Source organism: Brevundimonas sp. P2_A6 (assembly GCF_056404975.1).
Window position 1 is genome coordinate 114,705 of sequence record NZ_JBFUCZ010000002.1, and the last position, 23,090, is coordinate 137,794.

The window sequence follows — 23,090 nt, forward strand, 5'->3', positions numbered from 1 at the left end:
GCGGCAACGCCGGGGCCTTTTTCTTTGCCTCCGTTACTCGACGACCTGGAACTTGCGGCTGTCGAACACGCGCAGCACCTGATCCAGCTCGCGCCCGCGTTTCAGTACCACGCCGCCCTCGCCGATCACCGACCACTGGCCCTGACGGGTCTGGAGGGACGGGCGTTTTTCGATGCGATAGGCCGGGGCGTCGCCCGAGCGGCGGAAGACGGCGAACTCGGCCGCGTCCTTGCCGCCGACCATGGCATAGTCGCGCCATTCGGCCTGGGCGACCATGCGGCCATAGACCCGCAGGATCAGGTCCAACTCGCGTCGCTCAAAGAAGACCGAGGCGTTGGGGTTCGGCTGGAACGGGGTCACATCGGCGCTCATAGGATCAATCTAGGCCCGCCCCGCACGAACGCCAGCGGTGCCGACACCGCAAAAGATCGTCCGTCACGAAATGGCCCCGTTTCGGTCCATCGCCGGACAGATCGCACGGCGAAAGACACAGCGTCGGCCTGACGGAGTTCGGAAGCGTCCCGGATCCTTAACAGCCCCCCCAGCCCCCCTGGATGTCTCCAGTCTATGGGCTCCGACGGGCCGACGCTTCCTCCAAAGCGAGACGCCCGTCCTGCCTCCCCTCCCCCCATGGCACGGCGGGCGTTTTGCTGTCCGGGAGACACCAGGCACGAAAAACGCCGGGGCGCGGGCTCCGGCGTTTCGCTGTGTGGCCCGAAGGATCAGGCGACGGGCGTGATCGACAGCTCCAAGACCTCGCCGTCGCGACGAACGCTCAGCGCCCCGCCGTCAGCCAGGGCCGCGGCCAGATCGGCCAGGGACGAGACGGCATTACCGGCGACAGCGGTGATCACATCGCCCGCGCGCAGGTCCTGCTGGGCGGCCGGTGAGCCGCCCTCGACCGCCACGACGATCAGGCCGGGCCCGTCGCCCTTGCCGTCCGAGGCCATCAGCGGCCGGATATTGGCCCCATAGGCCTGCAGAGAGGATGAACCCAGCTGCACGGCGGCGGTCGATTCGGCCTCGACCGTCATCTGGGCCGTCGTGCTCTGGCCGTCGCGCAGATAGACGAGGCTGAGCGGCGTCCCCGGAGGGGCGATGCCGACGGTCGCCTGGACCGAGCCGGCGTTGGCCACGGGGCGGTTCTGGACGCGGGTGATGACGTCGCCGGTCCGAAGGCCCGCGCGGTCCGCCGGAGACCCCGGGGCCACGTCCTCGACGATCGCACCGCGCACGAAGCCCAGGCCGCGTTCGACCGCCCGCTCCGCCGTCAGCGAGCCCAGCGTCGCCCCGATCATGCCGCGCGTCACCGATCCGTTGGCGCGGATCTGGTCGACCACGAACATCAGGATTCGCGTGGGCACGGCGAAGGCGATGCCGTCGTTTCCGCCGCCCTGATCCCCCGACAGGATCGAGGTGTTGATCCCGATCAGCCGACCCCGGCTGTCCAGAAGCGGCCCGCCCGAGTTGCCCGAGTTCACCGCCGCGTCGGTCTGGATATAGTCCTCGACCGCGTCGCCCATGCCGGAACGGCCGAGGCCCGAGATCACGCCCATGGTCAGTGTCTGATCCAGGCCGAGGGGATAGCCGACGGCGAAGGCGAGATCGCCGGTGCGCAGAGTGTCGGAATCCACCGTCTCCACCTGCGACAGGCCGGTGGCCTGGATCTGCAGCACGGCCACGTCGGTGGCCTTGTCCGTGCCCAGCAGGACCGCATCCACCAGCCGGCCGTCGGTCATGTCGACGCGGAACTTCTGGCCGCCCTCGATGACGTGGTTGTTGGTGACGATGATGCCGTTGGCCGCATCGATGATGACACCCGAACCGCTGGCGGTGGGCGTCGGCTCAGTCTCGCCGGTCGTCGGCCCGGCCGAGACGCCCAGGGTCGTGACCTGGACCACGGCCGGCAGGGAGCGTTCCAGCCCGGCGGCGAAGGTGAAGACCCCGCGCCGCGCATCGAAGGGCAGGCTGGACGGTCCGCTCTGAGCCGAGGCCGCGCCCGCGCCCGCGCCCGCGCCGAACAGGGTCAGGGCGATCGCCGTTCCCGCCAGAAATGCCGCACGTTTCATTGGTTCATCCCCTGATGTCGAATGGAGCCTAGCGCGGGAAACGCGCGGTGACGATGGCCCCGGGCGCGGCGTCATCAATCGTCATCCGCCCGCCGTGGCGCCGCAGGATGGCCCGCACGAAGGCCAGGCCCATGCCGTGACTGTCGGTCCCCTCGGCGCGTGCGGGCACCGGCCCGGACATGCCCGGCCCCTGGTCGGCGATCGAGATGGCGACCTCCGCCTCGTCGGAATAGGCGCGCAGATCGACCGTGCCGCCTTCGGGCGAGAACTTGACCGCGTTATCAACCAGATTGGCCACCGCGCGCTGGAGCAGGGACCGGACGCCGAGGACCGAGACGGGCTCGCCCCCGGCCACGATGCGGACGCCGCGCATGTCGGCAATCGGCTGGTACAGCTCGACACAGGCCTGGGCCAGGACGTCGAGTCGCACGCTTTCGAACAGCCAGGCCTCGCCGTCGCGCAGCGCCATGGCCTCGTTCATGGCGCGGGTGATGTCCGCCAGGTCCTGCTTGGCCTCCTCGCCCAGGCGCGCCCGCTCGGCCGGATCGTCGGCCTCCATCAGCCGGTCCAGCCGCAGGGAGGCGCGGGCCAGGGGGGTCCGGAAATCGTGCGCCAGCTGGTCGGCGGAATCCCGCAGCCAGCTCAGCAGTTCCTCCAGTCGATCCAGCGTGCGGTTTACCTGGGTCGACAGGGCGGTCAGTTCGGGCGCGACCGCCACGGCGGGGGCGCGGCACGAGAAGTCGCCCACGGCGGCCCGGTCCAGGGCCATGCTGACCTCGCTGATCGCGCTGGTCAGGCGACGCCGGGCGAAGGTGGCGGCGGCCAGGCCCGACACCAGAATCAGGGCGCCGGTCAGGGCGACCGACAACACCGCCCAGCGCCAGGCGACGCCCGCCGGATCGACGACACGACCGACGATGACCTGCAGCGCCCCGACCGGCCGCTTGACGATGACCGCCTCAATCGCGCGGGCAGGGCAGAGCTGGCCGGGCGGCAGTCGCACCAGATAGACGCCGGGACCCAGGCTGGACAGACGATAGGTTCGGGCGGTCTCGAGTGCCCCCAGCCCCGCGGGCTTGCCGATCGGCGCGCGGATGAACCGCACCCCCGCCCCGCCCCGCCCGGTGCGGCAAGTCTCTTCCAGGGTGATCGATTCGCGGCTGGGCCCGTCCTGAAAGGCGCTGAGGAAGGCAGACCAGTAGGCGGCGTCCGATTCCGTCAGCTGATCCGCGCCCGCGTCGGGCGGCAGTTTCACCGCGATGGCGGCGAAGTCGGCCAGGGCCGCAAGGGCCGCCTGTTGCCGCTGATCCAGGCGCGCAGCCTGTCCGGTGATCAGGAGCGAACCCGTCAGGGCCAGGGCGGCCAGGACGGCCAGTGTGGCTGCCAACTGGGTCGAGGTGCGTTCCGCCAGCCATCGCCGCCAGCCGGAACCCCCGTTTGAGGGTTGTCCGGGCACGCCCTTCCACAGGTCGGAAAGGCGGGGCAAGGCCCTAGCCCGCGTCGAGGTCGCGGAAGATCAGGCTCTGGCTGCGCGCAGAGACGATCAGGGGATGCAGGTCCTCCCCCAGTTCGGGGGCCTGTTCCTTCAGCCGCCGACGCAGGGCGCTGATCCGGGCGTCGATGATGTTGACGAAGTTGTCCGGCAGGAAGGTCCACTCGATCCAGCACCGGTCCCACAGCATGGTCTTGGTCACCGGCTGACCCCGCGCGGTCATCAGCTCGGACACGATGGCGAACTCCAGCGGCGACAGGTCGATCAGCCGCTCGGCACCCTCGACCATCAGCTTCAGCGTCCGCGCGCCCGGAGACAGGCGGAACGGGCCGTTGATGAGGTCGGCGTTGGCCGGACGGGCACGTCGCGCCACGCGCCGAAGCTGGGACGCCACACGGGCCAGCAGTTCCTCGTCCCCGATCGGCTTGGACAGATAATCGTCGGCCCCGCCCAGCAGGCCCTCGACCCGCTGGCGCTCGCCGGTCAGGGCCGTCAGCATCAGGGCGGGCGCATCGCTGGACGGACCGGACGCCGTGCGCAGGCGCTTCAACGTCTCCAAGCCATCGAGGCCGTTGGTCATCCGATCGAGGATGAGCACGTCGTAGGGATGCGCCTCCGCCATTTGCAGGGCCGCCTCGCCCGCATCGACGCGGTCCACGATCTCGAAGCCCGCCTTCAGCAGGCGGTCGGCGACGTGGTCTGCCAGGGCGGGATCGTCTTCCAGCAGCAGGGCGCGGCGGCCGGCGAAGACCTCGGCCAGGGCGGCGAACGGATCCACATCGGCCGTCGTATCGATCTCGAGCGTGGTCATCCGTTCGTCCCCCGTAACGACGGTCACGATAGAAGGCTGACGCGAAATCACAACGGCGGGCGGTATGACCGTTTCTGACCGCAACGCTCCGCCCCGTGCCGCGTTTGGGGGGCCAATCCGGAGATTCGCCATGCGCCAAGCCGCCCTTCTCGTCCTCGCCGGTCTCGGCCTCACGGCTTGTCAGACGGCACCCGTCGCCGATGCGGGGTTCCTGAGCAGCTATGACGGCCTGGTCACGCGCGAGGACACGATCCGTGCCTCGATCCGTCAGCGGCGGGACGACGCGGCGGTCACGGCGATCGATCGCGTCCATCTGGAACCGAGCCAGTTCGTCGGCGCGGCCGGAAGCAACCTGACGGACGAGGAGCGCGCCCAGCTGCTGCGCGAGGTGGATCGCCAGATATGCTAGGAGGTCAGCGAGCGGTTCACCCTGGCCCCTGCGGCCCGCGACGTGGCCCGCCTGCGGACCGGCGTGGTCGATGTGCGCCCGACCGGCTCGGCGGGGTCGGGCGTGGCGGCCGTCGCCAATATGTTGATCCCCGGCCCCGGCACCCTGCGCGTTCCCGGCACCACGGGCGGCCTGGCGGTCGAAAGCGAGCTGATCGGGCCGGATGGACGCCAGGTCGCGGCCCTGGCCTGGGCCCGCAACGCCAACACGGTCGGCACCGACGCCCCCTCCCTGTCGCGCATCGGCGACGCCCTGCAGATGGCCGAGCCCCTGGGCGACGAGGTGGGCAATACCATCTCTCAGCCGAACCGGACGGTGCGCGACATCCCGACGCCCGATCCCTGCCTGTCGTTCGGCCCCCGGACCCAGCCGGTCGGCTTCGTTACCCGCGCGGTGACGGGCCTCTATGTGCCCCAGGTCAACACCGGCTCGGCCCCGGCCGAGGACAAGCCCCGGCCCTGACGGCTTGTCGCCATCGGGCGGCGTGATAGCGTCCGATCTGGCGCGAGGCTGCGCGCTGAACGGGAGGCTCATCTCATGTCCATGCTCGCCCTGATCGCCGCGCTGGCGATCCAGACGCCGACGCAGGTCGATCCGACCTCGCCCGAGGCCGCCGCCGTCATGGTTCCCGTCGACGGCATCTTCGCCGCCCTGGCCGCGCGGGACGGCGCGATGCTGGCCCCGCACCTTTCCCCGGAGGCGCGCATGATCGTGGCGGTGGAGGCCGCGGATGGCAGCCGGACGGTGCGCTCCGTCCCCGGCGAAGGCTTCGCCGCCGGGCTTCAACCGGGACCCGAACGGTTCGAGGAAATCCTGACCGACCCGATCATCGCCATCGACGGCGACATCGCCATGGTCTGGGGCCGCTATGTCTTCAAGATCGACGGCGCGGTCAGCCACTGCGGCTCCGACCACTTCGACCTGATCCGCCGCGACGGTGTCTGGAAGATCGCCGGCATCACCTGGAACCAGCGCACGACGGGGTGTGAGGACGAGTAGGATCGCGATTAGACCCGCCCCTTATCCAAATCTTCCCAGCATGAGCGCGATCAGCCCTGAATACAGCAAAAGGGCTGGGGCAGTTATGAGCAATGCCAAGTAATACCTACGCTTCAGCGAGGCGACCAACGCTGCGACCGGCGTGCCGACGAGCCAGACAGCAAGCGCGATGGCAAGGTTGATGGAACCACTGTCGCCGCTTGGGTATGACCATAGCGCCGCACCGAGAAGGTAGATGGCGCCGATGATTGCGCCCATCCCTGTTAAAACGATCGCAAACCCGGCACCCACCGCTAGCAAATCATCGGAAATGATGCGGTTCATGAGCGGACTTTTGCGACAAGTGCCTGATGTTTAGACGCATGCTTCACCAGTTTCGCGGTGGAGCCGATCAGATATTAAGAGCCAAAACTCGAAGAAAATCTTGCCAATCAAACTTAAGATTGGATCGAGCTGTTGTCGCTAGTTGCCAAGTCCACCAGTTAGGCAGCGGTGCTAAAACGCGCTCTCGCCCGTGATCGCGCGGCCCAGGATCAGGGCGTGGACGTCGTGGGCGCCTTCGTAGGTGTTGACCGTTTCCAGGTTCATGGCGTGGCGCATGACGTGGAGCTCGCCGGTGATGCCAGCGCCGCCGTGCATGTCGCGAGCCTCGCGGGCGATGGCCAGGGCCTTGCCGCAGTTGTTGCGCTTCATAAGGCTGATGGCCTCGGGCACGAAGGCGCCGGTGTCGAGCAGGCGGCCGAGCGCATAGGCCCCCTCTAGCCCCAAGAAGATCTCGGTCTGCATGTCGGCCAGCTTCTTCTGCACCAGTTGGCGCGACGACAGCGGGCGGCCGAACAGCATCCGTTCGCCGACATAGTCGCGGGCGGCATGCAGGCAGAACTCGGCCGCACCCATGGCCCCCCAGGCGATGCCGTAGCGCGCCTTGTTCAAACAGCTGAACGGGCCGCGCAGACCCTTCACGCCCGGCAGCAGATTGGCCTCGGGCACGAAGACGTCGTTCAGGCCGATGTCGCCGGTGATGGAGGCGCGCAGAGACAGCTTGTCGCCGATCTTGCCGGTGGTGAAGCCCTCGAAATCCCGCTCGACGATGAAGCCGCGAATGACCTCATCCAGTTTCGCCCAGACGATGGCCAGGTCGGCGATCGGCGAGTTGGTGATCCAGTATTTGCCGCCGTTCAGGCGATAGCCGCCCTCGACCGCGACCGCCCTGGTCTTCATCGAGGCGGGGTCGGAACCGCCGTCCGCCTCGGTCAGGCCGAAACAGCCGATCAGCTCGCCCGCCGCCATGCGGGGCAGGAAGCGCATCTTCTGCTCCTCGTTGCCGAAGGCATAGATCGGATACATGGCCAGGGACGACTGCACCGACATGGCCGAGCGGTAGCCACTGTCGACCGCCTCGATCTCGCGGGCGATCAGGCCATAGGCGACGTGGCTGACGCCCGAGCCGCCGTACTGTTCGGGCAGCATGGCCCCCAGGAACCCCATCTCGCCCATCTCGGTCATGATGGCGCGGTCGAAGGTCTCGTCGCGGAAGGCGGCGACGACGCGGGGCAGCAGTTTCTCTCGGGCGTAGGACCGGGCCGCGTCCTGGATGGCGCGCTCGTCGTCGGTCAGGCGGGACGCCATGTCGAAGGGGTCGTCCCAACGGAAGGTCTGGGTGATGGAAGCTGCGCCGTCGGCCATGTCGGGGCTCTTGTTCTGGAGGATCAGCCCGCCCGTTTAGGCCAGAAAAGCCGCGACAACCAGATCAGGCCCGTGATCCGGTTGTCGCGTGGCAGGCGCTATTTCAGCGCGGCGCTGTCCAGGTTGAGGTCGGACAGAGGGATGACCTCCACGTCCGGGTGCTTGGCGCGCAGGGCATCGATGAACTGCGCCGCGTCGCCGACGATGACCAGGCTGGCCCGGTCGACCGGCAGATGTTCGGCGAAGGCGGACTGGACCGCCGCGCCGTCGACGGCCTCGACGTTGCCGACATAGTCCGCCAGCTCGCTCATCGGCAGATCGTAGAGGGCAAGGCCCGCGACCAGTCCGCCCAGGCCGTCCACGGTTTCCAGAGCGCTGCCGAACGATCCGGTCAGGATGGCCTGACGGGTGGTGATTTCCGACGCGGTCGGCTGGGTCGTCGACAGGCGCGCGACCTCGGCCAGGATCAGGTCGGCGACCTCGGCGGCGGCGTCGTTGCGGGTCTGGGCGCTGGCGGTGAACAGGCCGTCGTCGCGGCGAACGCCCAGCCCCGAACGCGTGCCGTAGCTGAGGCCGCGCTTGATGCGGATTTCCTGGTTCAGCCGCGAGGTGAAGCTGCCGCCCAGCAGGGTGTTGCCCAATGTCAGCGGGAAATAGTCGGCGTCGGTCCTGGACACGCCGCGCAGGGCCACGGTGACGGCGGCCTGCCCGGCCCCCGGCTGGTCGATGACGACGATGCGGGTCGGCAGGGGTTGACCGGCCGGATGTGACGGGGCCGGAGCCGCGCCCGCAGGATCGCGCCAGTCGCCGAAGGCCGTCTGAGCGAGCGAACGCGCCTGGGCCTCGGTGACGTCGCCGGAGAAGACCAGGGTGGCGTCCGATGGACGGTATCGGGCGGCATGGAAGGCCGCGACGTCCTGGCGCGTGATGGTGGGAAGCGTCGTCAGCGTGCCGGAGCCCGGGGACCCGTAGGCGGCGTCGCCATAGACGACGCGGGCGGCCGCTGCCGAGGCGACCGGACCCGGTGTCGACAGGGCCACACGAAGCCCATCGAGCGCCTGGGTGCGCTGTCGCTCCAGTTCCTCGTCGGCGAAGGTCGGATTGCGCACCAGATCGGCCATCAGGCTCATAGCCTGGGGGAAGACGTTGGCCGGGGCGTTGGCATAGACTGACGAGAAGTCCACGCCGGCGCTCGCGCCCACATCGGCCCCCAGCTGTTCGATCTCGGTCGCGATGCGGGGTGCGTCGCGGGTGGTCGTGCCTTGCGTCAGCAGGGCGGCGGTCATGGCGGCGACCCCGGCCTTGCCCGGCGTCTCGTCGGCCGAACCGGCGTCGAAGTTCAGCCGGGCCGAAACCAGCGGCAGATCGTCCTTCCGCACCACCAGCACTCTCAGGCCGTTGTCGAGGCGGAAGTCGGCGACCGGCGGCGTGGCCGGAGATACGGCCTCGGTCGTCGCCGGAAAGGGTGCCCGCTCGGCCTCCGGCAACAAGGTCAGGATCTGGCCCACGGGCGCGAGATCGGCGATCTGGACCGGGGCTGTGACGTCGGTGACCTGGGTCGTGACCGGATGTGCGTCGTCGGCGTTGAGATAGCGCAGGGTGACGGCGCGATCCTCGGTCAGGTAGCGGCGGGCGACGCGCTGGATGTCGGCGGCGGTGACGGCCTGGATCTGGGCGATCTCGCGGTCGGCGACCGAGGCGTCATTGGTCTCGATCAGGGCGAAGCCGAGGACATTGGCCCGGTCGTCGATGGTCTCGCGGCTGCGCAGGGCATCGGCCACCAGCTCGTTCTTGGCCTCGGCCAGTTCGGCGTCGGTGACGGGTTCGTCCCGGAATCGGGCGACCTCGGCACGCAGGGCCGCCAGCCCCTCCTCCGGTGTCTTGCCGCCGGCCATGATGGCGGTGGCCGACATATAGCCTGCCTGCTGGGCGAAGTCGGGGCTGGACGAGGCCTGGGCCGCGATCTGCTGCTCATACACCAGGGAGCGATACAGGCGGCTACTCTCGCCCGTCGACATGATGCCGTCCAGGACGGTCAGGGGAATGCGGTCCGGATCGCGATAGGCCACGGTCGGCCAGGCCAGGACGACGGCCGGCAGGGGGACATTGGGCGCATAGACGGTCTGTTCGCGCGGACCGGTCGGTTCGGGCTCGACGACGTTGTTGGTCGGCAGCGGCCGGTCCGGGTTGGGGATGGGCCCCATGTAACGGTCGATCCAGCCGTCGAGCTGAGCCTGATCGAAGTTTCCCGCCACGATCAGGATGGCGTTGTCCGGTCGGTAGTAGGTGGCATGGAACCGGCGCACGTCCTCGATGGTCGCGGCGTCCAGATTTTCGATCGAGCCGATGGTCGAGCGGCGATAGGGGCTGTCCTGATAGACCAGGGCCGGCAGGAACAGTCCGAGCCGCCCGTAGGGTCGCGCCAGATAGCTCTGGCGGTACTCCTCCTTGACGACGTCGCGCTCGCTTTCGAACACGTCCTCGTTGACCACCAGCGAACCTAGGCGGCTGGCCTCGGCGAAGATCAGGCGCTCCAGGTGATTGGCCGGGATGGTCTCGTGATAGGCGGTGACATCGTCACTGGTGAAGGCGTTGTTGTTGCCACCCACGTCCTCGGTCAGGCGGTCGAAGGTCTCGTCCGGGAAGTCCTTGGTGGCCTTGAACATCAGGTGTTCGAACAGGTGGGCGAACCCGGAGCGGGCCTGGGGGTCGTCCTTGGAGCCGACGCGATACCAGACCTGGACCGTCACGTTCGAGGTCGAGGTGTCGCGCGAGGTGTAGACGTCCATGCCGTTCGGCAGGGTCCGCTTGACGAAGCCCAGCGGCGGCACCGCGATGGAGGCGGCGGGTGCGGCGGCGGTCTGGGCCATCACGGGTGCGGCGGACATCAGGGCGAGGGCGGCGACGGCCGACAGCAGGCGGGACTTCATGGGGGCGGGCTCCGGGGGATTGCGAGGCGACCGTATCAGGGGTTTGTCGCCGCGTCAGTTACAGGCGTGTAATGTCGCTCAGTGGCCGAACACATCGACCCCGACGTCACCCTCCGGCGTCAGCCAGGCGCGCTTCATGCCCTGGCTGTTGAAGGGATCGGCGCGGTGGCCCTGGGCATCCAGGGCGACCAGGCCGCCGTCGCCGCCCAGGGTGCCGATCTCGGAGATGGTGGCGGCCGTGGCTTCAGCCAGAGACGCGCCGGCTGCGACGCGCCAATCGACACCGGCCGCCGCATTGGTGCGGATGAAATACTCCCCCTGGCCGGTGCAGGAGACCGCGACCCGGTCCGTGGCCCAGACGCCTGCGCCGGGGATGGGGGTATCGCCGACCCGGCCCGGCAGCTTGCCGAACACGCCACCGGTCGAGGTGCCGGCCGCCAGCCGACCGGCGCTGTCCAGCACGCAGCAGCCGACCGTGCCGTGCGACAGGGCGGACGTGCGGCCCTGTCCAGGGGGATGGTTGTCCTCGCCCTGACCGGCGCGGGTGAACCAGGCGTCCGGGTCGTCGATGGGGTCGAGGCCGTGTTCGCCGGCGAAGGCGGAGGCTCCCGATCCGGCCAGCAGGACGTGGGGGCTGTGCTCCATGACGGCGCGGGCGGCGCGGACCGGATTGCGATAGCCCTGGAAGGCGGCGATGGCCCCGGCCCGGCGGGTCGCGCCGTCCATCAGGCTGGCGTCCAGCTCGTATTCGCCCGCTAGATTGGGCGAGGCCCCGCGTCCGGCGACATAGAGGCCGGAATCCTCCAGCAGCACGATGGCTTCGACGACCACGTCCAGCGCCGCCGCGCCGTCGGCCAGCCGCACGGCCATGGCCTGAACCACCTGCCGCATATGGGCGATCTCCGCGTCGTAGTCGCGGTCGCGCCGCGCCCCGGCGCCGCCGTGCAGGATAAGGGCGGGTCCGGGCATAAGCGTCTCCTGATACGGTCGCCTCTTTCATTCGGGCGTGGCGCTCTTTAGCGTTGCCCGCAAGCGTGCGCCACATTCCACAAGAGGGTGGCGAAGCGTCGAACCAACCTGACAAGGCGACCTCAAGCAGCGCGACTGCGCGATAGGTCGCCCGAGCGAAGCGAGACAAAGAATCATGCGCGCAGTCCTGTCCAAGACCGTCGGTGGCCCCTCGTCGCTCGTCGTCGAAGAGGTTCTCGACCCCACGCCCAAGGCGGGCGAGGTGGTGATCGAGGTCAAGGCCGTCGGCATCAACTTTCCCGACACATTGATCATCGAGGACAAATACCAGTTCAGGCCGCAGCGCCCCTTCTCGCCCGGCGGCGAGGTCGCGGGCGTGGTCGAGGCGGTGGGCGAGGGCGTCAAAGGCGTGTTCAAGGGCGACCGGGTCATGGCCATTCCCGGCTGGGGCGGTCTGGTCGAACGGATCGCGGTCCGGGCGGAGGCCCTGATCCCCATGCCCGACGGGATGTCGTTCGAGGAGGCGGCCGCCCTGGTCATGACCTATGGCACCTCCCTCTACGCCCTGAAGGACCGGGCCGGGCTGAAGGCGGGCGAACGCCTTCTGGTGCTGGGCGCGGCTGGGGGCGTGGGGGCGGCCGCCGTCGAGCTGGGCAAGGCCATGGGGGCCCAGGTGACGGCCGCCGCCTCGACCAACGACAAGGTCCAGTTCGCGCTGGAACTCGGCGCCGACAACGGCCTGATCTATCCGTCCGGGGCCATGGACAAGGCGGCGCAGAAGGATCTGTCGGGCGAGTTCAAGCTGGCCTGCGGCAAGGATGGGCCGGACGTCGTCTATGACGGGGTGGGCGGCGACTATGCCGAACCGGCGCTGCGGGCCATGGACTGGAACGGGCGCTATCTGGTGGTCGGCTTCCCGGCGGGCATCCCGTCCTTCCCGCTGAACCTGACCCTGCTGAAGTCGGTGTCGGTGGTCGGTGTCTTCTGGGGGGCGGGCATGGCGCGCGATCCGGAAGGGCACAAGGCCAACATGGCCCAGCTGATGACCTGGTACGCCGAGGGCAAGATCAAGCCGCGCGTCAGTCAGACCTTTCCGCTGGAACGAGCGCATGAAGCGATCCAGGCCCTGTCGGACCGCACCGTCATGGGCAAGGTCGTGGTGACCGTCGAGTCGTGACCGCGCTGTCGGCCTCGCTGGACCCGGCGGCGGCGGCGGAGCGGCTGGCGGCGACGTCGCGCGTGCGCGTGCCAGGCCTGCTGCAGGACGGCGTGGGGGCGCTCTACGCGGCGGTGACCGATCCGGCGATGGTCTGGATGCGGGCCATGCACAACCCCTACAACGCCGAGGTGCCCGTCGCCCTGTTCGAGGCCGAGCCTCTGCACGAACAGGCGCGGCTGGTCGCCCTGGCCCACGAGGAGGCGACCGACGGGTTCCAGTTCCTGTTCGACCGGATGAAACTGGGTCAGGCGCGCGCCCTGGGGCTGGCGTTACCGCAGGCGCTGTACGACCTGCACGCCTGGTTCAATTCGGAGGCGTTCCTGGCGTTCGCGCGAGCCCTGACCGGCGACGACCGCATCGCCTATGTCGATGCCCAGGCGACGCGGTACCTGCCGGGTCATTTCCTGAACCGCCATACCGACGAGCATGTCGATGCGGGACGGCTGTATGCCTATGTGCTGAACCTGTCGCCGGACTGGCGGGCGGAATGGGGCGGGCTGCTGATGTTCCTGGAGGAGGGCGAGGTGGTCGAAACCTTCATGCCGGGCGCGGGGACGCTGAACGTGTTCAGGGTGCCGCAGAGCCATGCGGTGTCGATGGTCGCGCCGTTCGCCGGGATGCCCCGCTATTCGATCACCGGCTGGTGGCGCACGACCCCGCCGTCGGGAGGCCAGGGGTGACGCCGCTGCGCCTGTCGTCGGACCTGGATGCGGCCGAACTGGCCAAGGCCTTTGCGGCGGGCGGGCAGCGACTGCACATCCCCGACATCCTGGTCGCCGAAGACGCCGACGCGGTCGAGGTCGTGCTGGCGGCCGAGCGGCGGTGGAAGACCACGGTGGCGGCGGGGGGGACCTTTCTGGAGCTGCCGCTGGACGGACGGCTGGCCGAAGACCCGGGCAAGCAGTCGTGGCTGGACGAGGCGGCGGTGGACGGGTCCAGCCCCCTGACCCAGTACATCTTCGACACCCGCCGCCTGACCGCCGAGCGCGAACTGGGCACGGCCGGGGGCGACGCCGCCGATGCGGTGCTGGACTGGCTGAACAGTCCGGCCTTCATCGCCTTCGCCCGCACGGTGACGGGTGACGACCGGATCGATCTGGCCGACGCCCAGGCCTCGCGCTATCGGCCGGGCCATGTCCTGACCAGCCACAACGACGTCTCGCCGGGCAAGAACCGACTGTATGGCTATGTGCTGAACTTCAGCCGCGACTGGCGGGCCGACTGGGGCGGGAACCTGGTCTTCTATGGCGAGGACGGCCACATCCAGCACGGCTGGGTGCCGGCCTTCAATGCGCTGAACCTGTTCGTCGTGCCGACCCGCCATGCGGTGACCCAGGTGGCGTCGTTCGCACCCAGGGACCGGCTGTCGATCGTCGGATGGCTGAGGTCGAACACCGCGATTGGCCCGCAAGCGCGGGGCAGCAGCCGATCCTATTGATCCTCCCCCGCCCCTTTGCGGGGGAGGGGGACCGCGAAGCGGTGGAGGGGGCGGCAGCGAGCACCGTGTCTGGGGTCGCCCCCTCCACCCCCGCGCAAGCGCGCGGCGGTCCCCCTCCCCCGTTCGCTTCGCTCCTGGGGAGGATTATTGATCCCGCAGCCGCTCCAGCGCCCGCTCGGCGGCCTCGCGGTGGCGCTTCCTGATATTGGCCCCCATCGTCGCGATCACGGCGGTGATGACGGCGGCGTCGTCGGTGAAGCCGATGCCGGCCAGGATGTCGGGGATGGCGTCCATGGGCAGGACGAAATAGGCCAGCGCTCCCATCATCACGCCCTTGGCGGCCAGCGGCGTCTCCGGATCGCGGGCGGCGTAATAGACGCTGATCATCTGGTTGGCGAAGGGGATGCGCGCGGCGACGCGGCCGACCTTGGGCCAGAAGCCGGCCTTGACCCGCACCTCGTTGACCCGCTGCACGGCCGGCAGCAGGGCCTTGTCCGGATCGATCGCGTCTTCCGGCGAGATGGGTTTGGCGTTTGCGGTCATGGCGGCTAAATCCCCCCGACTTTCCAAGGTTCAACGGAATATAGGGACGAACGCCATGAAACTCGACAGCAGCATCGCCGCGGTGGTGACCGGTGGGGCCAGTGGCCTGGGCGAAGGCACGGCGCGGGCGCTCGCGGCCGCGGGCGTCAAGGTCGCCCTGTTCGACATGAACGCCGAAAAGGGCGAGGCGATCGCGACCGAGATCGGCGGCATCTTCTGCGCCGTGGACGTGACCGACGATGCGTCCGTCGCAGCGGGCTTCGAAAAGGCCCGCGCCGCGAACGGCCAGGAGCGGCTGCTGGTCAACTGCGCCGGGATCGCCACGGGCCAGAAGACCGTCAGCCGCAAGAAGGACACCGGCGAGATCCGCGCCCACGACATGGCCAGCTTCGAGCGCACCGTGCGGGTCAATCTGTTCGGCACCTTCCGCGTGCTGAGCCAGTCCGCGCTTGGCATGGTGACCCTCGACAAGGGCGAGGACGGCGAGCGCGGCCTGATCGTCAACACCGCATCGGTCGCCGCCCAGGACGGACAGGTGGGCCAGGCGGCCTATTCGGCCTCCAAGGGCGGGGTCTACGCCATGACCCTGCCGATCGCGCGCGACCTGGCCCAGGAAGGCATCCGGGTGAACACCATCCTGCCCGGCATCATGTGGACGCCGATGATGGCCGGCATGGACCAGAAGATCCAGGACGCCCTGGCCGCCCAGATCCCCTTCCCCAGCCGCCTGGGCAAGCCCTCGGACTATGCGTCCCTCGTGCTGGAACTGGCCCGCAACGTCTACATCAACGGCGAATGCATCCGGCTGGACGGCGCCATCCGGATGGCGCCTCGCTGACGCGAGGAAGGGCGCTACCGCTCGGCTCGCGGAGCCTCGCTGCTTGAGCGCGAGGAATTGTGCGGGTTGGGACTTGCGATCAGCCGCGCGGGTCCGCTATACGCCCGCCTCCGACTGAAGTGCGGGCGTAGCTCAGTGGTAGAGCACAACCTTGCCAAGGTTGGGGTCGAGAGTTCGAATCTCTTCGCCCGCTCCAGTCGAACAAAGAGGCCCGGTCGCGAGACCGGGTTTTTTTGTTTCTGCGCCCCGGGTTCGTGAGTTCCCCGTGGAGTGGCGCGGCGGGCGGAGGGCTCAGTCGATCGCCAGCGCCGTCTTGATGTCGCGCCAGTCGATGTATTTGAAGTTCTGGTTGCCGACGTCGTTGACGTCGTCCTGGACCACGACCAGCCCGTTGGTGAAGGGGCCGATCGGTCCGCTCCATGCGGCCACCCCGTCCGTGCCGGTGACCCCGTCGATCACGCCGTCCCGGACCACGAACCGGCCGACGTAGGCGGGGGTCGCGCCATCGATACGCCAGACCGGAAAGGTCGAATCCCCCTGGCTGGACCCGATCAGGTAGCGGGCGTCGCCGTCTGTGATCGTGGTCAGCCCCTCGGCGTCCGCGACCAGGACGCCGGGGGCGATCGGCTGGACCAGGGCGCGCGCGTCGCCGGACGCCGGATCGAGGCCATAGCGCCAGACGCCGATATTCTCCTCGGCGAGATAGAGGGCGTTCCCGGCGGGGTCGGCGGCGCAGCCTTCGGAGATCGAGCCGATCTCGAAGCGGCGGACCTCCCGGGCCTGGACCTGGCCCGTCACATCGACCGTGACGACGAACTGGCGCACGTCGCCCTCGTGGCCGACCAGGATGGCGTGCACGTCCCCGCCTACGCGCGCGAAGCAGAAGCCGTAGGGCTCGACCACATCGGTGGCGATCGCGCCCCACGGTCGAATGCCATTGTCGCCCGTGCCGGCCGGATCGAACAGATACAGGGACACCCCGGTCTTGCCGGGCGTCCGGTCGCTGGCGCCCAGCAGCAGCTGCGGGCGGCCGTCGACGATCAACCCTTCAACGGCGTCGACGTTGTTCAGCAGGCCCTCGGGCAGGACCTGCAGGATCGCGCCGTCCAGACCATAGACATAGAGGCCCGCCTTCTTGTCCGTGCCGACGACGATGCCCGGGGTCGAGACGCCCCCGACCCTCACCGGATGCGTGCCCGCCCAGACGACCGGATCGTCCGCTGCGTCCTCTCCGACTTCGCCGACCGAGGGCGTTTCCGCCACCGCATGGACTGTCGCGCCCGCGCCGACGACGCCTGCGCCCTCGCCCCTGTAGTCGACCTCGTGCGTCGCGCATCCCGCGAGGAGGAGCGGCGTCACCAGCAAGACGAGACGGATCAGGGTACGAGACATGGGCGGGCTCCGGGGCGTTGCGGCGCGTGTCGAGACCACGCCCCGCACGCCGCCGTCAAGCCGGTCGCCGCACGGCGATATCCGGAATGATCCGGGTCAGGATCGACCTTCGAAAAACCCACGCAAACCTGCGTTCTTCGCGTCGCAAAACCGTCAATGCAGCTTTGCCAGCGCCGTGTACGGGCGCCTCCATCGGCGGATCGCAAACGCGGGCGCCATGGGGGATATCATCATGCGCAAGTCCATCCTGCTCCTCGGAGCAGCCATCTCGCCATTCCTGTTCTCGGGCGTCGCCGCCGCGCAGGACGCACAGGCCGATCGGGTCGACGAGGTCGTCGTCGTCGGTCGCCGCCCGATCGCGGAATCGGAAGCCGCCGCCCTGAGCGTGCAGCGCAACTCCGACAGCCTGGTCAGCGTGGTGGCGTCCGACGCCGTCGGTCGCCTGCCCGACCAGAACATCGCACAGGCCGTGGCGCGCATTCCCGGTGCCGCCGTCGAGAGCGACCAGGGCCAGCCGCGCTACATCTCGCTGCGGGGCGCGCCCAAGAACTGGACCACCCTGTCGATCAACGGCATCGGCATCGTCAGCCCAGAGGGCCGCGACACCCGCTATGACAGCCTGCCGTCCGCCATCGCGTCGCAGATCGTGATCAACAAGGCGGTGACGCCCGACCTGAACGGCGAGACCATCGCAGGCAACGTCAACATCATCACACGCTCGGCCTTCGACTATTCCGGCCTGCACGTCGCCGGCAAGGCGGGTATCGGCAGCGTCGAGCTCGGCAACCGTAGCGAATACGACGCCCAGCTGATCGCCTCGGACCGGTTCGACACCGGGATCGGCGAGATCGGTATCCTGGCCTCGGGCTCCTACTACGAGCGCAACATGGTCACCGACAACTACGAGATCGACTGGGAGCTGGTGCCGCAGGATGTCCAGCCCGGCGGCGCGGGCGCCGGCGGTGACCGGCTGTGGGCGCGCGAGACGGAGAACAAGCTGTATCGCCTGACGCGGACCAACTATTCGCGCACCGGCCGCATCGACTGGGCCCCCAACGACACCAACCGCATCTTCCTGGAATCGATCTACACGACCTTCCAGGACGACGAGGCGCGCGACAACTTCCTGTTCGACACCGACGATCGTCAGGCCGACCTGAACCGTCCGGCCGGCTGCGCCCCCGTGACGACCTTCTCGGTGCCGACCACCGGCTATGCCGACACCTGCATCGGCAACACCTCGCTGCGCGGCACCGTCTATGGCATCGACCTGAACCAGCGCGCCACGCTGCGGGCCTATGAGCAGTCGATCTTCACCACCACCCTGGGCGGCGAGCACGAGGTCGCGGGCTGGGGCATCGACTGGCGCGCCAACTTCACCCGCTCGATCGACGACCGCTCGGTGGTCGGCGAGGCCCGCTATGAAAGCCCCTCGGCCCGCAACCAGCGCGTCACGATCGACTACAACTTCAACGACGTGAACCTGCACGACATCCAGCTGTTCCGCACGATCACGACCGGCACCGGGGCGGCGACCCGCTATTCCAAGGGCGACCGGGTCACCAACATCGATGACTTCGTGCACGACCTGACCCAGCTGACGTCGCTGAAGGCCATCGACGAGACCGAGGCCTATACGGGTCGGTTTGACGCCCATCGCGACTTCAGCCTGATGGGGACCGAGGCCACCTTCACCTTCGGCGGGCAGTACGACCAGCGCACCAAGGAATCCAACGAGAGCCAGCTGTCGCTGGCGACCTCGAACACGGCCCAGAACGCCATCCTGACGGCCGCCAACGTTTCGCGCACCTACATCCCGGTGTCGCTGGACATCCCGTTCAAGGGCAAGATTCCGCTCGCCTATCAGTTCCGCTATTTCGATCTGCAGGCCATGCGCGACCAGGTCGCCCGCGCGGTCGCCGCCGGCGGGACCTACAACCCCGTCACGGCCAACTTCTACAACGTCGAGGAAGAGGTCGCGGCCGGCTACGCCTCGATCCGTCTGGGCTATGACTGGGGTTCGATCCTGGCCGGCGCCCGCGTCGAGCACATCACCAACACGGGTCAGGCGATCGTCCCGCTGGGCGGCGTCGACACCCGCATCACCACCGAGAACGAGCAGACGCTGGTCTATCCCAGCCTGCACATCAACTACGACCTGACCGACGACCAGAAGCTGCGGCTGTCGTTCTCGACCGGCGCGGCGCGCCCCGACTACGACCAGCTACGTCCCAATTTCACCTTCTCGGACACCAACCAGACGATCTCGGGCGGCAACCCCGATGCCAAGCCCGAACGGGCTTACGGTGTCGACGCCTACTGGGAATGGTATGTCCAGCCGCAGGGCTTCGTGTCGGTCGGCGTCTTCTACAAGAAGGTCGACGACGTCCTGTTCTCGGACAGCCGCGTGTTCAACTCCACCGTCCTGAACTCGGGCGGGGTGGACCGCAGCCAGTATCGCCTGACGACCCTGGTCAACGGCGGCGAGGGCTATATCTACGGCATCGAGGGTGCCCTGCAGTTCCAGCTGGAACCCTATACCGAGCAGCTGGGCCTGCCCGACTGGATGGGCGGCTTCGGCATCAACACCAACGTCACGATCAATGAGTCGGAGGCCGACACGCCCGGCGGCACCAAGGTGTCCCTGCCCAACACCTCGGACCTCATCTACAACGTCGGCGTCTACTATGAGAAATACGGCCTGTCGGCGCGCGTGAACTATCGCGAGCGTAGCGAGTGGCTGGACGCCTACGGCCCCGACGTCGACGGCGGTTCCACCTATTGGGCCACTGACGACGAAATGGACGCCTCGGTCCGCTATGCGGTCAGCGACAACCTCGAGGTCTATTTCGACGCCTCGAACCTGACCAACACACCGGGCCGCCGCTATTCACGCGAAAGCCAGTACACGATCGAGTGGGAACGGTTCGGCCGCCGGTTCGACGCGGGCATTCGCTTCAACTTCTGATCCACAGACGACGTCAACCCATCCGGAGAGCCACCGGGACGCACAGGCGGCTCGCGGCTCTTCGGTCTGGGCATAGAGGTGGCCGCACCATGAAGACGCTCGCCAAGGTCGCCGGTCTCGCGACCGCCATATCGCTGTGCTTCGGCACCATGCCGGTGTCGGCACAGGTCTCCTCGGCGGCCCCGGCCCCTGCGGTTCAAAGCCAGCGCGCCGACGTGGGCGAGGGTCGCGCCAGGAATGTCATCCTGTTCCTGGCCGACGCGGCGGGCGTGGCTACCCTGTCTGCCGCCAGTCTGATGGCCTATGGCGAACCCCAGCGTCTGCATGTTCAGACCTGGCCGAACCTGGGGCTGAGCGAGACCTCTCCGGTCGACGAATTCGTGTCCGACTCGGCCAACGGCATGTCGGCGATCGTCACGGGCGTGAAGACCCGCAATGGCGTCATCAGCCAGGGACCTGACGCTGTGCGCGGCCGCGTCGACGGCACCCCGACCAAGACCGTCCTGGAATATGCCGAGGACCACGGCCTGCTGACAGGGGTCATAACCAGCCAGTCGATCGCGGATGCCACGCCGGCCGCCAACTATGCCCACGGCAATGACCGGTCGAGCTGGGGCACGATTTTTCCGCAGGCCTTTGCGCCCCGGTCTGGCGACGGGGTGGATGTGCTGCTGGGTGCCGGTCGGGCCAAGATAGGCGAGCAGTTGACCGCCTTGGGCACCGGTTTCGATGCCCTGAGCCAGGCGCACGATCGGCCGATCCATGCCTCCCTGGCCGACGTGCCGCTGACCGATTCCAGGCCCATAGTGGTGGCCGACGCCCTCGACGTCCGGGCGGCGACGCTGCGGGCGCTGGATATCCTGCAGCGATCCCCGACCGGCTATCTGCTGGTCGTCGAATGGGATGCCCACACCGACGATCCCCGCGAAGGCCTCCAGAATGTCGTGGATTTCGACCGGTTGATCGCCGAGGTGCAGAGCCGCGTCGATTTGAAGGACACGCTGTTGCTGTTCACCGCAGACCATTCTTTTGGACTGCAGGTCGATGACGGCACCCGTGGCCAGCCTCTGCTTGAGGGTTACGACGACTGGAAGGCCACGGCCGGCGACGAAGAGGACGTCGTCCGTCTGAAGAACGTGATGGTCAACGCCACCCACACGGCCGAAGAGGTGCCCGCCCTGGCGATCGGTGCGGGGGCCGAGCGCGTTCGTGGCTATTTCCCCAATACCCACCTGTTCCATGTGATGATGGACGCCTGGGGCTGGATGGCGGACTGAACACCCCCGTCGGATCAAGGACCCGGCCCGGGTCGGACGCCGCCGCCGCGATCCGTGACATCGGCGTCATCGCGCAGATGCGACTGGACCGGACTGCGGGTCCGTCCTAACCGCTGAACCCGGCCCGGCCCTTGCGAGGTTCGCGTCACAGGCGCTTTTTCGGTGCCAGAATGGGATGACGCGGGATGTTTCTGGAAGGCGAGGTCGACTGGGTTCTTGTGCTGGGCCTGCTGGCGGCCGTGACCTCGATCGTGGCCGTGGCGTCCCTGGTCTATGCCTTCACCCACCGGACGCGGCACGTCTCGACCGCAGACGAGCTCGGAGCCGTGTCCAAGGCGCGCGAGGCGGCAGAGACGCGGCTTTACGAGACGCTGAACGCCATTCCCGTGGCCATCGTCCAGACCGATCGCGGCGGCAAGTTCGTCTTCGCCAACCGCGCCGCCCATCAGCTGATGGGCCGTCGCGATGCCGAGCTGATCGGCCTGCGGTTCCATTCGGCGACCTGGGGCATCACCTATCCCGACGGCCGGCCGGTGCCGCCGGACCTGTTGCCCAGCGCGCGCGCCCTGCGGGGCCAGACGGTCAAGGGGTTCCAGCACATCCTGGCCAACCCGGCGACGCGCCGGAAGATGCTGGTCTCGGTCACCGCCATGCCGATCGAGGATGCGCTGGGCCAGATCATCGGCTCCACCGCAGCCATCGTGGAGACCGAGGGCCTGACGACGCCAGAGGCCGTGCCGGTCGAGACGGTGTCCGCCGCCGGCAGCACCGACGATCTGACGCGGCGCGTGTTCGAAGCGGCCTCCAGCGCCCTGATCGTCGTGTCGGCGCATGGCGTGATCCGCGAGGCCAACCCCACGGCCCTGGCGCTGTTCGGCCGTGACGCCAGCGTGATCGGGATGGACTTCGCCGACCAGTTCCTGGGCGAGACCGAGCGGGTCGAGGGTCGCCAGACCCTGCGCGCCGCCCTGTCCGCGACACCGGGCGAGGCCGATCCGATCGAATCGCGCTTCGGCGGCGAACGTGGCGTCCACTGGCGCATCCTTCCCCTTTCCGCACCGGATGAGCCTGTCGATGCCCTCCTGCTCGCCGGCAATCCGGTGTCGGCATCCGAGGGCGAGGTGGCCGTGCTCGAGGCGCAGGAAAGCACCGACGAGGCAGCGCCTATCCAGGCTCCGGACGCCACGGCCGGGGCGCGAGAGGCCGAGCTGGCCCGCTCTCTGGGCCAGGTCCGGACCGAGCTTCAGGCGGCCCGCGATGCGGCCGCATCGGCCGAGGCGCGAGCGCGGGCGGAGGTCGCCGACCGCAACGAGGCGGCGCATCGACTGGAAAGCGTCGGACGTCTGACGGGCGGCGTGGCCCAGGACTTCAACGCGCTGCTGGCCGTGATGACCAGCGCGCTCGACATGATGCTGAAGACGGCCGACGACCCGGCCCGTGTGCGCCGACTGGGCCAGGCCGCCCTGATCGCCGGACAGCGGGGCGAGGCCCTGACGCGTCGGCTGTCGGCCTTCTCCCAGGGAGAGGACGCCCAGGGACAGGTGCTCGATGCGGGGATCCTGCTGCGCGGGCTGGAGACGCGGCTGAAGGCCGTGGCCGGACCCGGCGTGGACCTGATGATCGAAGCGCCCGACGTCGAGACGCCGGTGCGTCTGGATCCGGTCGCGTTCGACGCGGCGATGACCGCCCTGGTGCGAAACGGCGCCGAGGCCATGGACGGCGCCGGAGCCATCGCCGTGCGTCTGGAACGCCCCGCCGACGGCGCGGTGCGGTTGACGGTGCGCGACACGGGCCCCGGCCTCGACGCCGCGACGGCCCAGCGGGCGCTGGAACCGTTCTTCACGACCCGACTGGGAGCGCAGGGGCTGGGACTGGCCCAGGCCCACGCCTTCGCCCGTCAATGGGGCGGAACCCTGAGCCTGACCGGTGCCGAGGGCGAGGGGGCCGAAGCCGTCCTGACCCTGCCCGGCGTGGTCGCGGCGCAACGGATCGAGGAATCCGCAGCCTGACC

Annotated in this window: 19 protein-coding genes, 1 tRNA gene and 1 pseudogene; 11 read left to right on the forward strand and 10 right to left on the reverse strand. The window is 68.7% G+C overall.

Annotation, left to right across the window (positions count from 1 at the left end):
• Nucleotides 1–33: 33 nt before the first annotated feature.
• From AC1DW4_RS05995 to AC1DW4_RS06010, 4 genes are all read right to left on the reverse strand, one after another.
• Nucleotides 34–372, reverse strand: a complete 339-nt coding sequence (locus AC1DW4_RS05995) for a DUF2794 domain-containing protein (RefSeq protein WP_477016341.1) — start codon at nucleotides 370–372, stop codon at nucleotides 34–36.
• Nucleotides 373–722: 350 nt separating this feature from the next.
• Complete coding sequence (locus AC1DW4_RS06000; protein ID WP_477016342.1) at nucleotides 723–2,069, reverse strand: trypsin-like peptidase domain-containing protein; 1,347 nt, start codon at nucleotides 2,067–2,069, stop codon at nucleotides 723–725.
• A gap of 28 nt (nucleotides 2,070–2,097) precedes the next feature.
• Nucleotides 2,098–3,555 carry a sensor histidine kinase gene (locus AC1DW4_RS06005; RefSeq protein WP_477016343.1) on the reverse strand — a complete coding sequence of 486 codons (1,458 nt, stop codon included), beginning with the start codon at nucleotides 3,553–3,555 and terminating at the stop codon, nucleotides 2,098–2,100.
• Between the two features lie 4 nt (nucleotides 3,556–3,559).
• Nucleotides 3,560–4,372, reverse strand: a complete 813-nt coding sequence (locus AC1DW4_RS06010; protein ID WP_477016344.1) for a response regulator transcription factor — start codon at nucleotides 4,370–4,372, stop codon at nucleotides 3,560–3,562.
• Between the two features lie 130 nt (nucleotides 4,373–4,502).
• On the opposite strand from AC1DW4_RS06010, the gene AC1DW4_RS06015 reads away from it, so the two are divergent.
• The 3 genes and pseudogenes from AC1DW4_RS06015 to AC1DW4_RS06025 all read left to right on the forward strand — a co-directional run bounded on the left by AC1DW4_RS06015 (nucleotide 4,503) and on the right by AC1DW4_RS06025 (nucleotide 5,819).
• Nucleotides 4,503–4,781: a DUF3313 domain-containing protein gene (locus AC1DW4_RS06015; RefSeq protein WP_477016345.1), complete on the forward strand. Its 279-nt coding sequence runs from the start codon at nucleotides 4,503–4,505 to the stop codon at nucleotides 4,779–4,781.
• 18 nt (nucleotides 4,782–4,799) lie between these two features.
• A pseudogene (locus AC1DW4_RS06020) lies at nucleotides 4,800–5,282 on the forward strand (DUF3313 family protein); the annotation flags it as partial.
• A gap of 75 nt (nucleotides 5,283–5,357) precedes the next feature.
• A complete protein-coding gene (locus tag AC1DW4_RS06025; RefSeq protein ID WP_477016346.1) occupies nucleotides 5,358–5,819 on the forward strand; it encodes a nuclear transport factor 2 family protein in 462 nt (153 codons plus the stop codon).
• A gap of 21 nt (nucleotides 5,820–5,840) precedes the next feature.
• Here AC1DW4_RS06025 and AC1DW4_RS06030 read toward each other — a convergent pair whose 3' ends face one another.
• The 4 genes from AC1DW4_RS06030 to AC1DW4_RS06045 form a co-directional block, all read right to left on the reverse strand.
• A complete protein-coding gene (locus tag AC1DW4_RS06030; protein WP_477016347.1) occupies nucleotides 5,841–6,143 on the reverse strand; it encodes a hypothetical protein in 303 nt (100 codons plus the stop codon).
• A 171-nt stretch (nucleotides 6,144–6,314) separates the two neighbouring features.
• Nucleotides 6,315–7,505 carry an acyl-CoA dehydrogenase gene (locus AC1DW4_RS06035; RefSeq protein WP_477016348.1) on the reverse strand — a complete coding sequence of 397 codons (1,191 nt, stop codon included), beginning with the start codon at nucleotides 7,503–7,505 and terminating at the stop codon, nucleotides 6,315–6,317.
• Nucleotides 7,506–7,603: 98 nt separating this feature from the next.
• On the reverse strand, nucleotides 7,604–10,435 hold the full coding sequence (locus AC1DW4_RS06040; RefSeq protein WP_477016349.1) for a M16 family metallopeptidase: 2,832 nt from the start codon (nucleotides 10,433–10,435) through the stop codon (nucleotides 7,604–7,606).
• A gap of 78 nt (nucleotides 10,436–10,513) precedes the next feature.
• Nucleotides 10,514–11,404, reverse strand: coding sequence for an isoaspartyl peptidase/L-asparaginase family protein (locus AC1DW4_RS06045; protein ID WP_477016350.1), 891 nt, complete (start codon nucleotides 11,402–11,404; stop codon nucleotides 10,514–10,516).
• Nucleotides 11,405–11,579: 175 nt separating this feature from the next.
• Here AC1DW4_RS06045 and AC1DW4_RS06050 point away from each other — a divergent pair, with 175 nt between their 5' ends.
• The 3 genes from AC1DW4_RS06050 to AC1DW4_RS06060 are packed head-to-tail and all read left to right on the forward strand — an operon-like array spanning nucleotide 11,580 to nucleotide 14,061.
• The gene (locus AC1DW4_RS06050) at nucleotides 11,580–12,581 is read left to right on the forward strand and encodes an NADPH:quinone oxidoreductase family protein (RefSeq protein ID WP_477016351.1); all 1,002 of its coding nucleotides are present in this window, start codon (nucleotides 11,580–11,582) and stop codon (nucleotides 12,579–12,581) included.
• Complete coding sequence (locus AC1DW4_RS06055; protein ID WP_477016352.1) at nucleotides 12,578–13,303, forward strand: 2OG-Fe(II) oxygenase; 726 nt, start codon at nucleotides 12,578–12,580, stop codon at nucleotides 13,301–13,303. Before AC1DW4_RS06050 ends, AC1DW4_RS06055 begins: the two co-directional genes overlap by 4 nt.
• Entirely contained in the window at nucleotides 13,300–14,061 is a 762-nt protein-coding gene (locus tag AC1DW4_RS06060) for a 2OG-Fe(II) oxygenase (protein WP_477016353.1), read from the forward strand. The genes AC1DW4_RS06055 and AC1DW4_RS06060 overlap by 4 nt, the downstream gene beginning before the upstream one ends.
• Nucleotides 14,062–14,205: 144 nt before the next feature.
• On the opposite strand, the gene AC1DW4_RS06065 is transcribed toward AC1DW4_RS06060, so the two are convergent.
• Nucleotides 14,206–14,604 carry a YkvA family protein gene (locus tag AC1DW4_RS06065; protein WP_477016354.1) on the reverse strand — a complete coding sequence of 133 codons (399 nt, stop codon included), beginning with the start codon at nucleotides 14,602–14,604 and terminating at the stop codon, nucleotides 14,206–14,208.
• 55 nt (nucleotides 14,605–14,659) lie between these two features.
• Here AC1DW4_RS06065 and AC1DW4_RS06070 point away from each other — a divergent pair, with 55 nt between their 5' ends.
• Complete coding sequence (locus tag AC1DW4_RS06070; protein ID WP_477016355.1) at nucleotides 14,660–15,442, forward strand: SDR family NAD(P)-dependent oxidoreductase; 783 nt, start codon at nucleotides 14,660–14,662, stop codon at nucleotides 15,440–15,442.
• A 121-nt stretch (nucleotides 15,443–15,563) separates the two neighbouring features.
• Nucleotides 15,564–15,638 (forward strand) — tRNA-Gly (locus AC1DW4_RS06075).
• 95 nt (nucleotides 15,639–15,733) lie between these two features.
• Here the strand turns inward: AC1DW4_RS06075 and AC1DW4_RS06080 are convergent.
• A complete protein-coding gene (locus AC1DW4_RS06080) occupies nucleotides 15,734–16,834 on the reverse strand; it encodes a phytase (protein WP_477016356.1) in 1,101 nt (366 codons plus the stop codon).
• A gap of 232 nt (nucleotides 16,835–17,066) precedes the next feature.
• On the opposite strand from AC1DW4_RS06080, the gene AC1DW4_RS06085 reads away from it, so the two are divergent.
• From AC1DW4_RS06085 to AC1DW4_RS06095, 3 genes are all read left to right on the forward strand, one after another.
• Nucleotides 17,067–19,802, forward strand: coding sequence for a TonB-dependent receptor (locus tag AC1DW4_RS06085; RefSeq protein ID WP_477016357.1), 2,736 nt, complete (start codon nucleotides 17,067–17,069; stop codon nucleotides 19,800–19,802).
• Between the two features lie 89 nt (nucleotides 19,803–19,891).
• Nucleotides 19,892–21,079, forward strand: a complete 1,188-nt coding sequence (locus AC1DW4_RS06090; RefSeq protein ID WP_477016358.1) for an alkaline phosphatase — start codon at nucleotides 19,892–19,894, stop codon at nucleotides 21,077–21,079.
• A gap of 185 nt (nucleotides 21,080–21,264) precedes the next feature.
• A complete protein-coding gene (locus AC1DW4_RS06095; protein WP_477016359.1) occupies nucleotides 21,265–23,088 on the forward strand; it encodes a PAS domain-containing sensor histidine kinase in 1,824 nt (607 codons plus the stop codon).
• Nucleotides 23,089–23,090 lie beyond the last annotated feature (2 nt).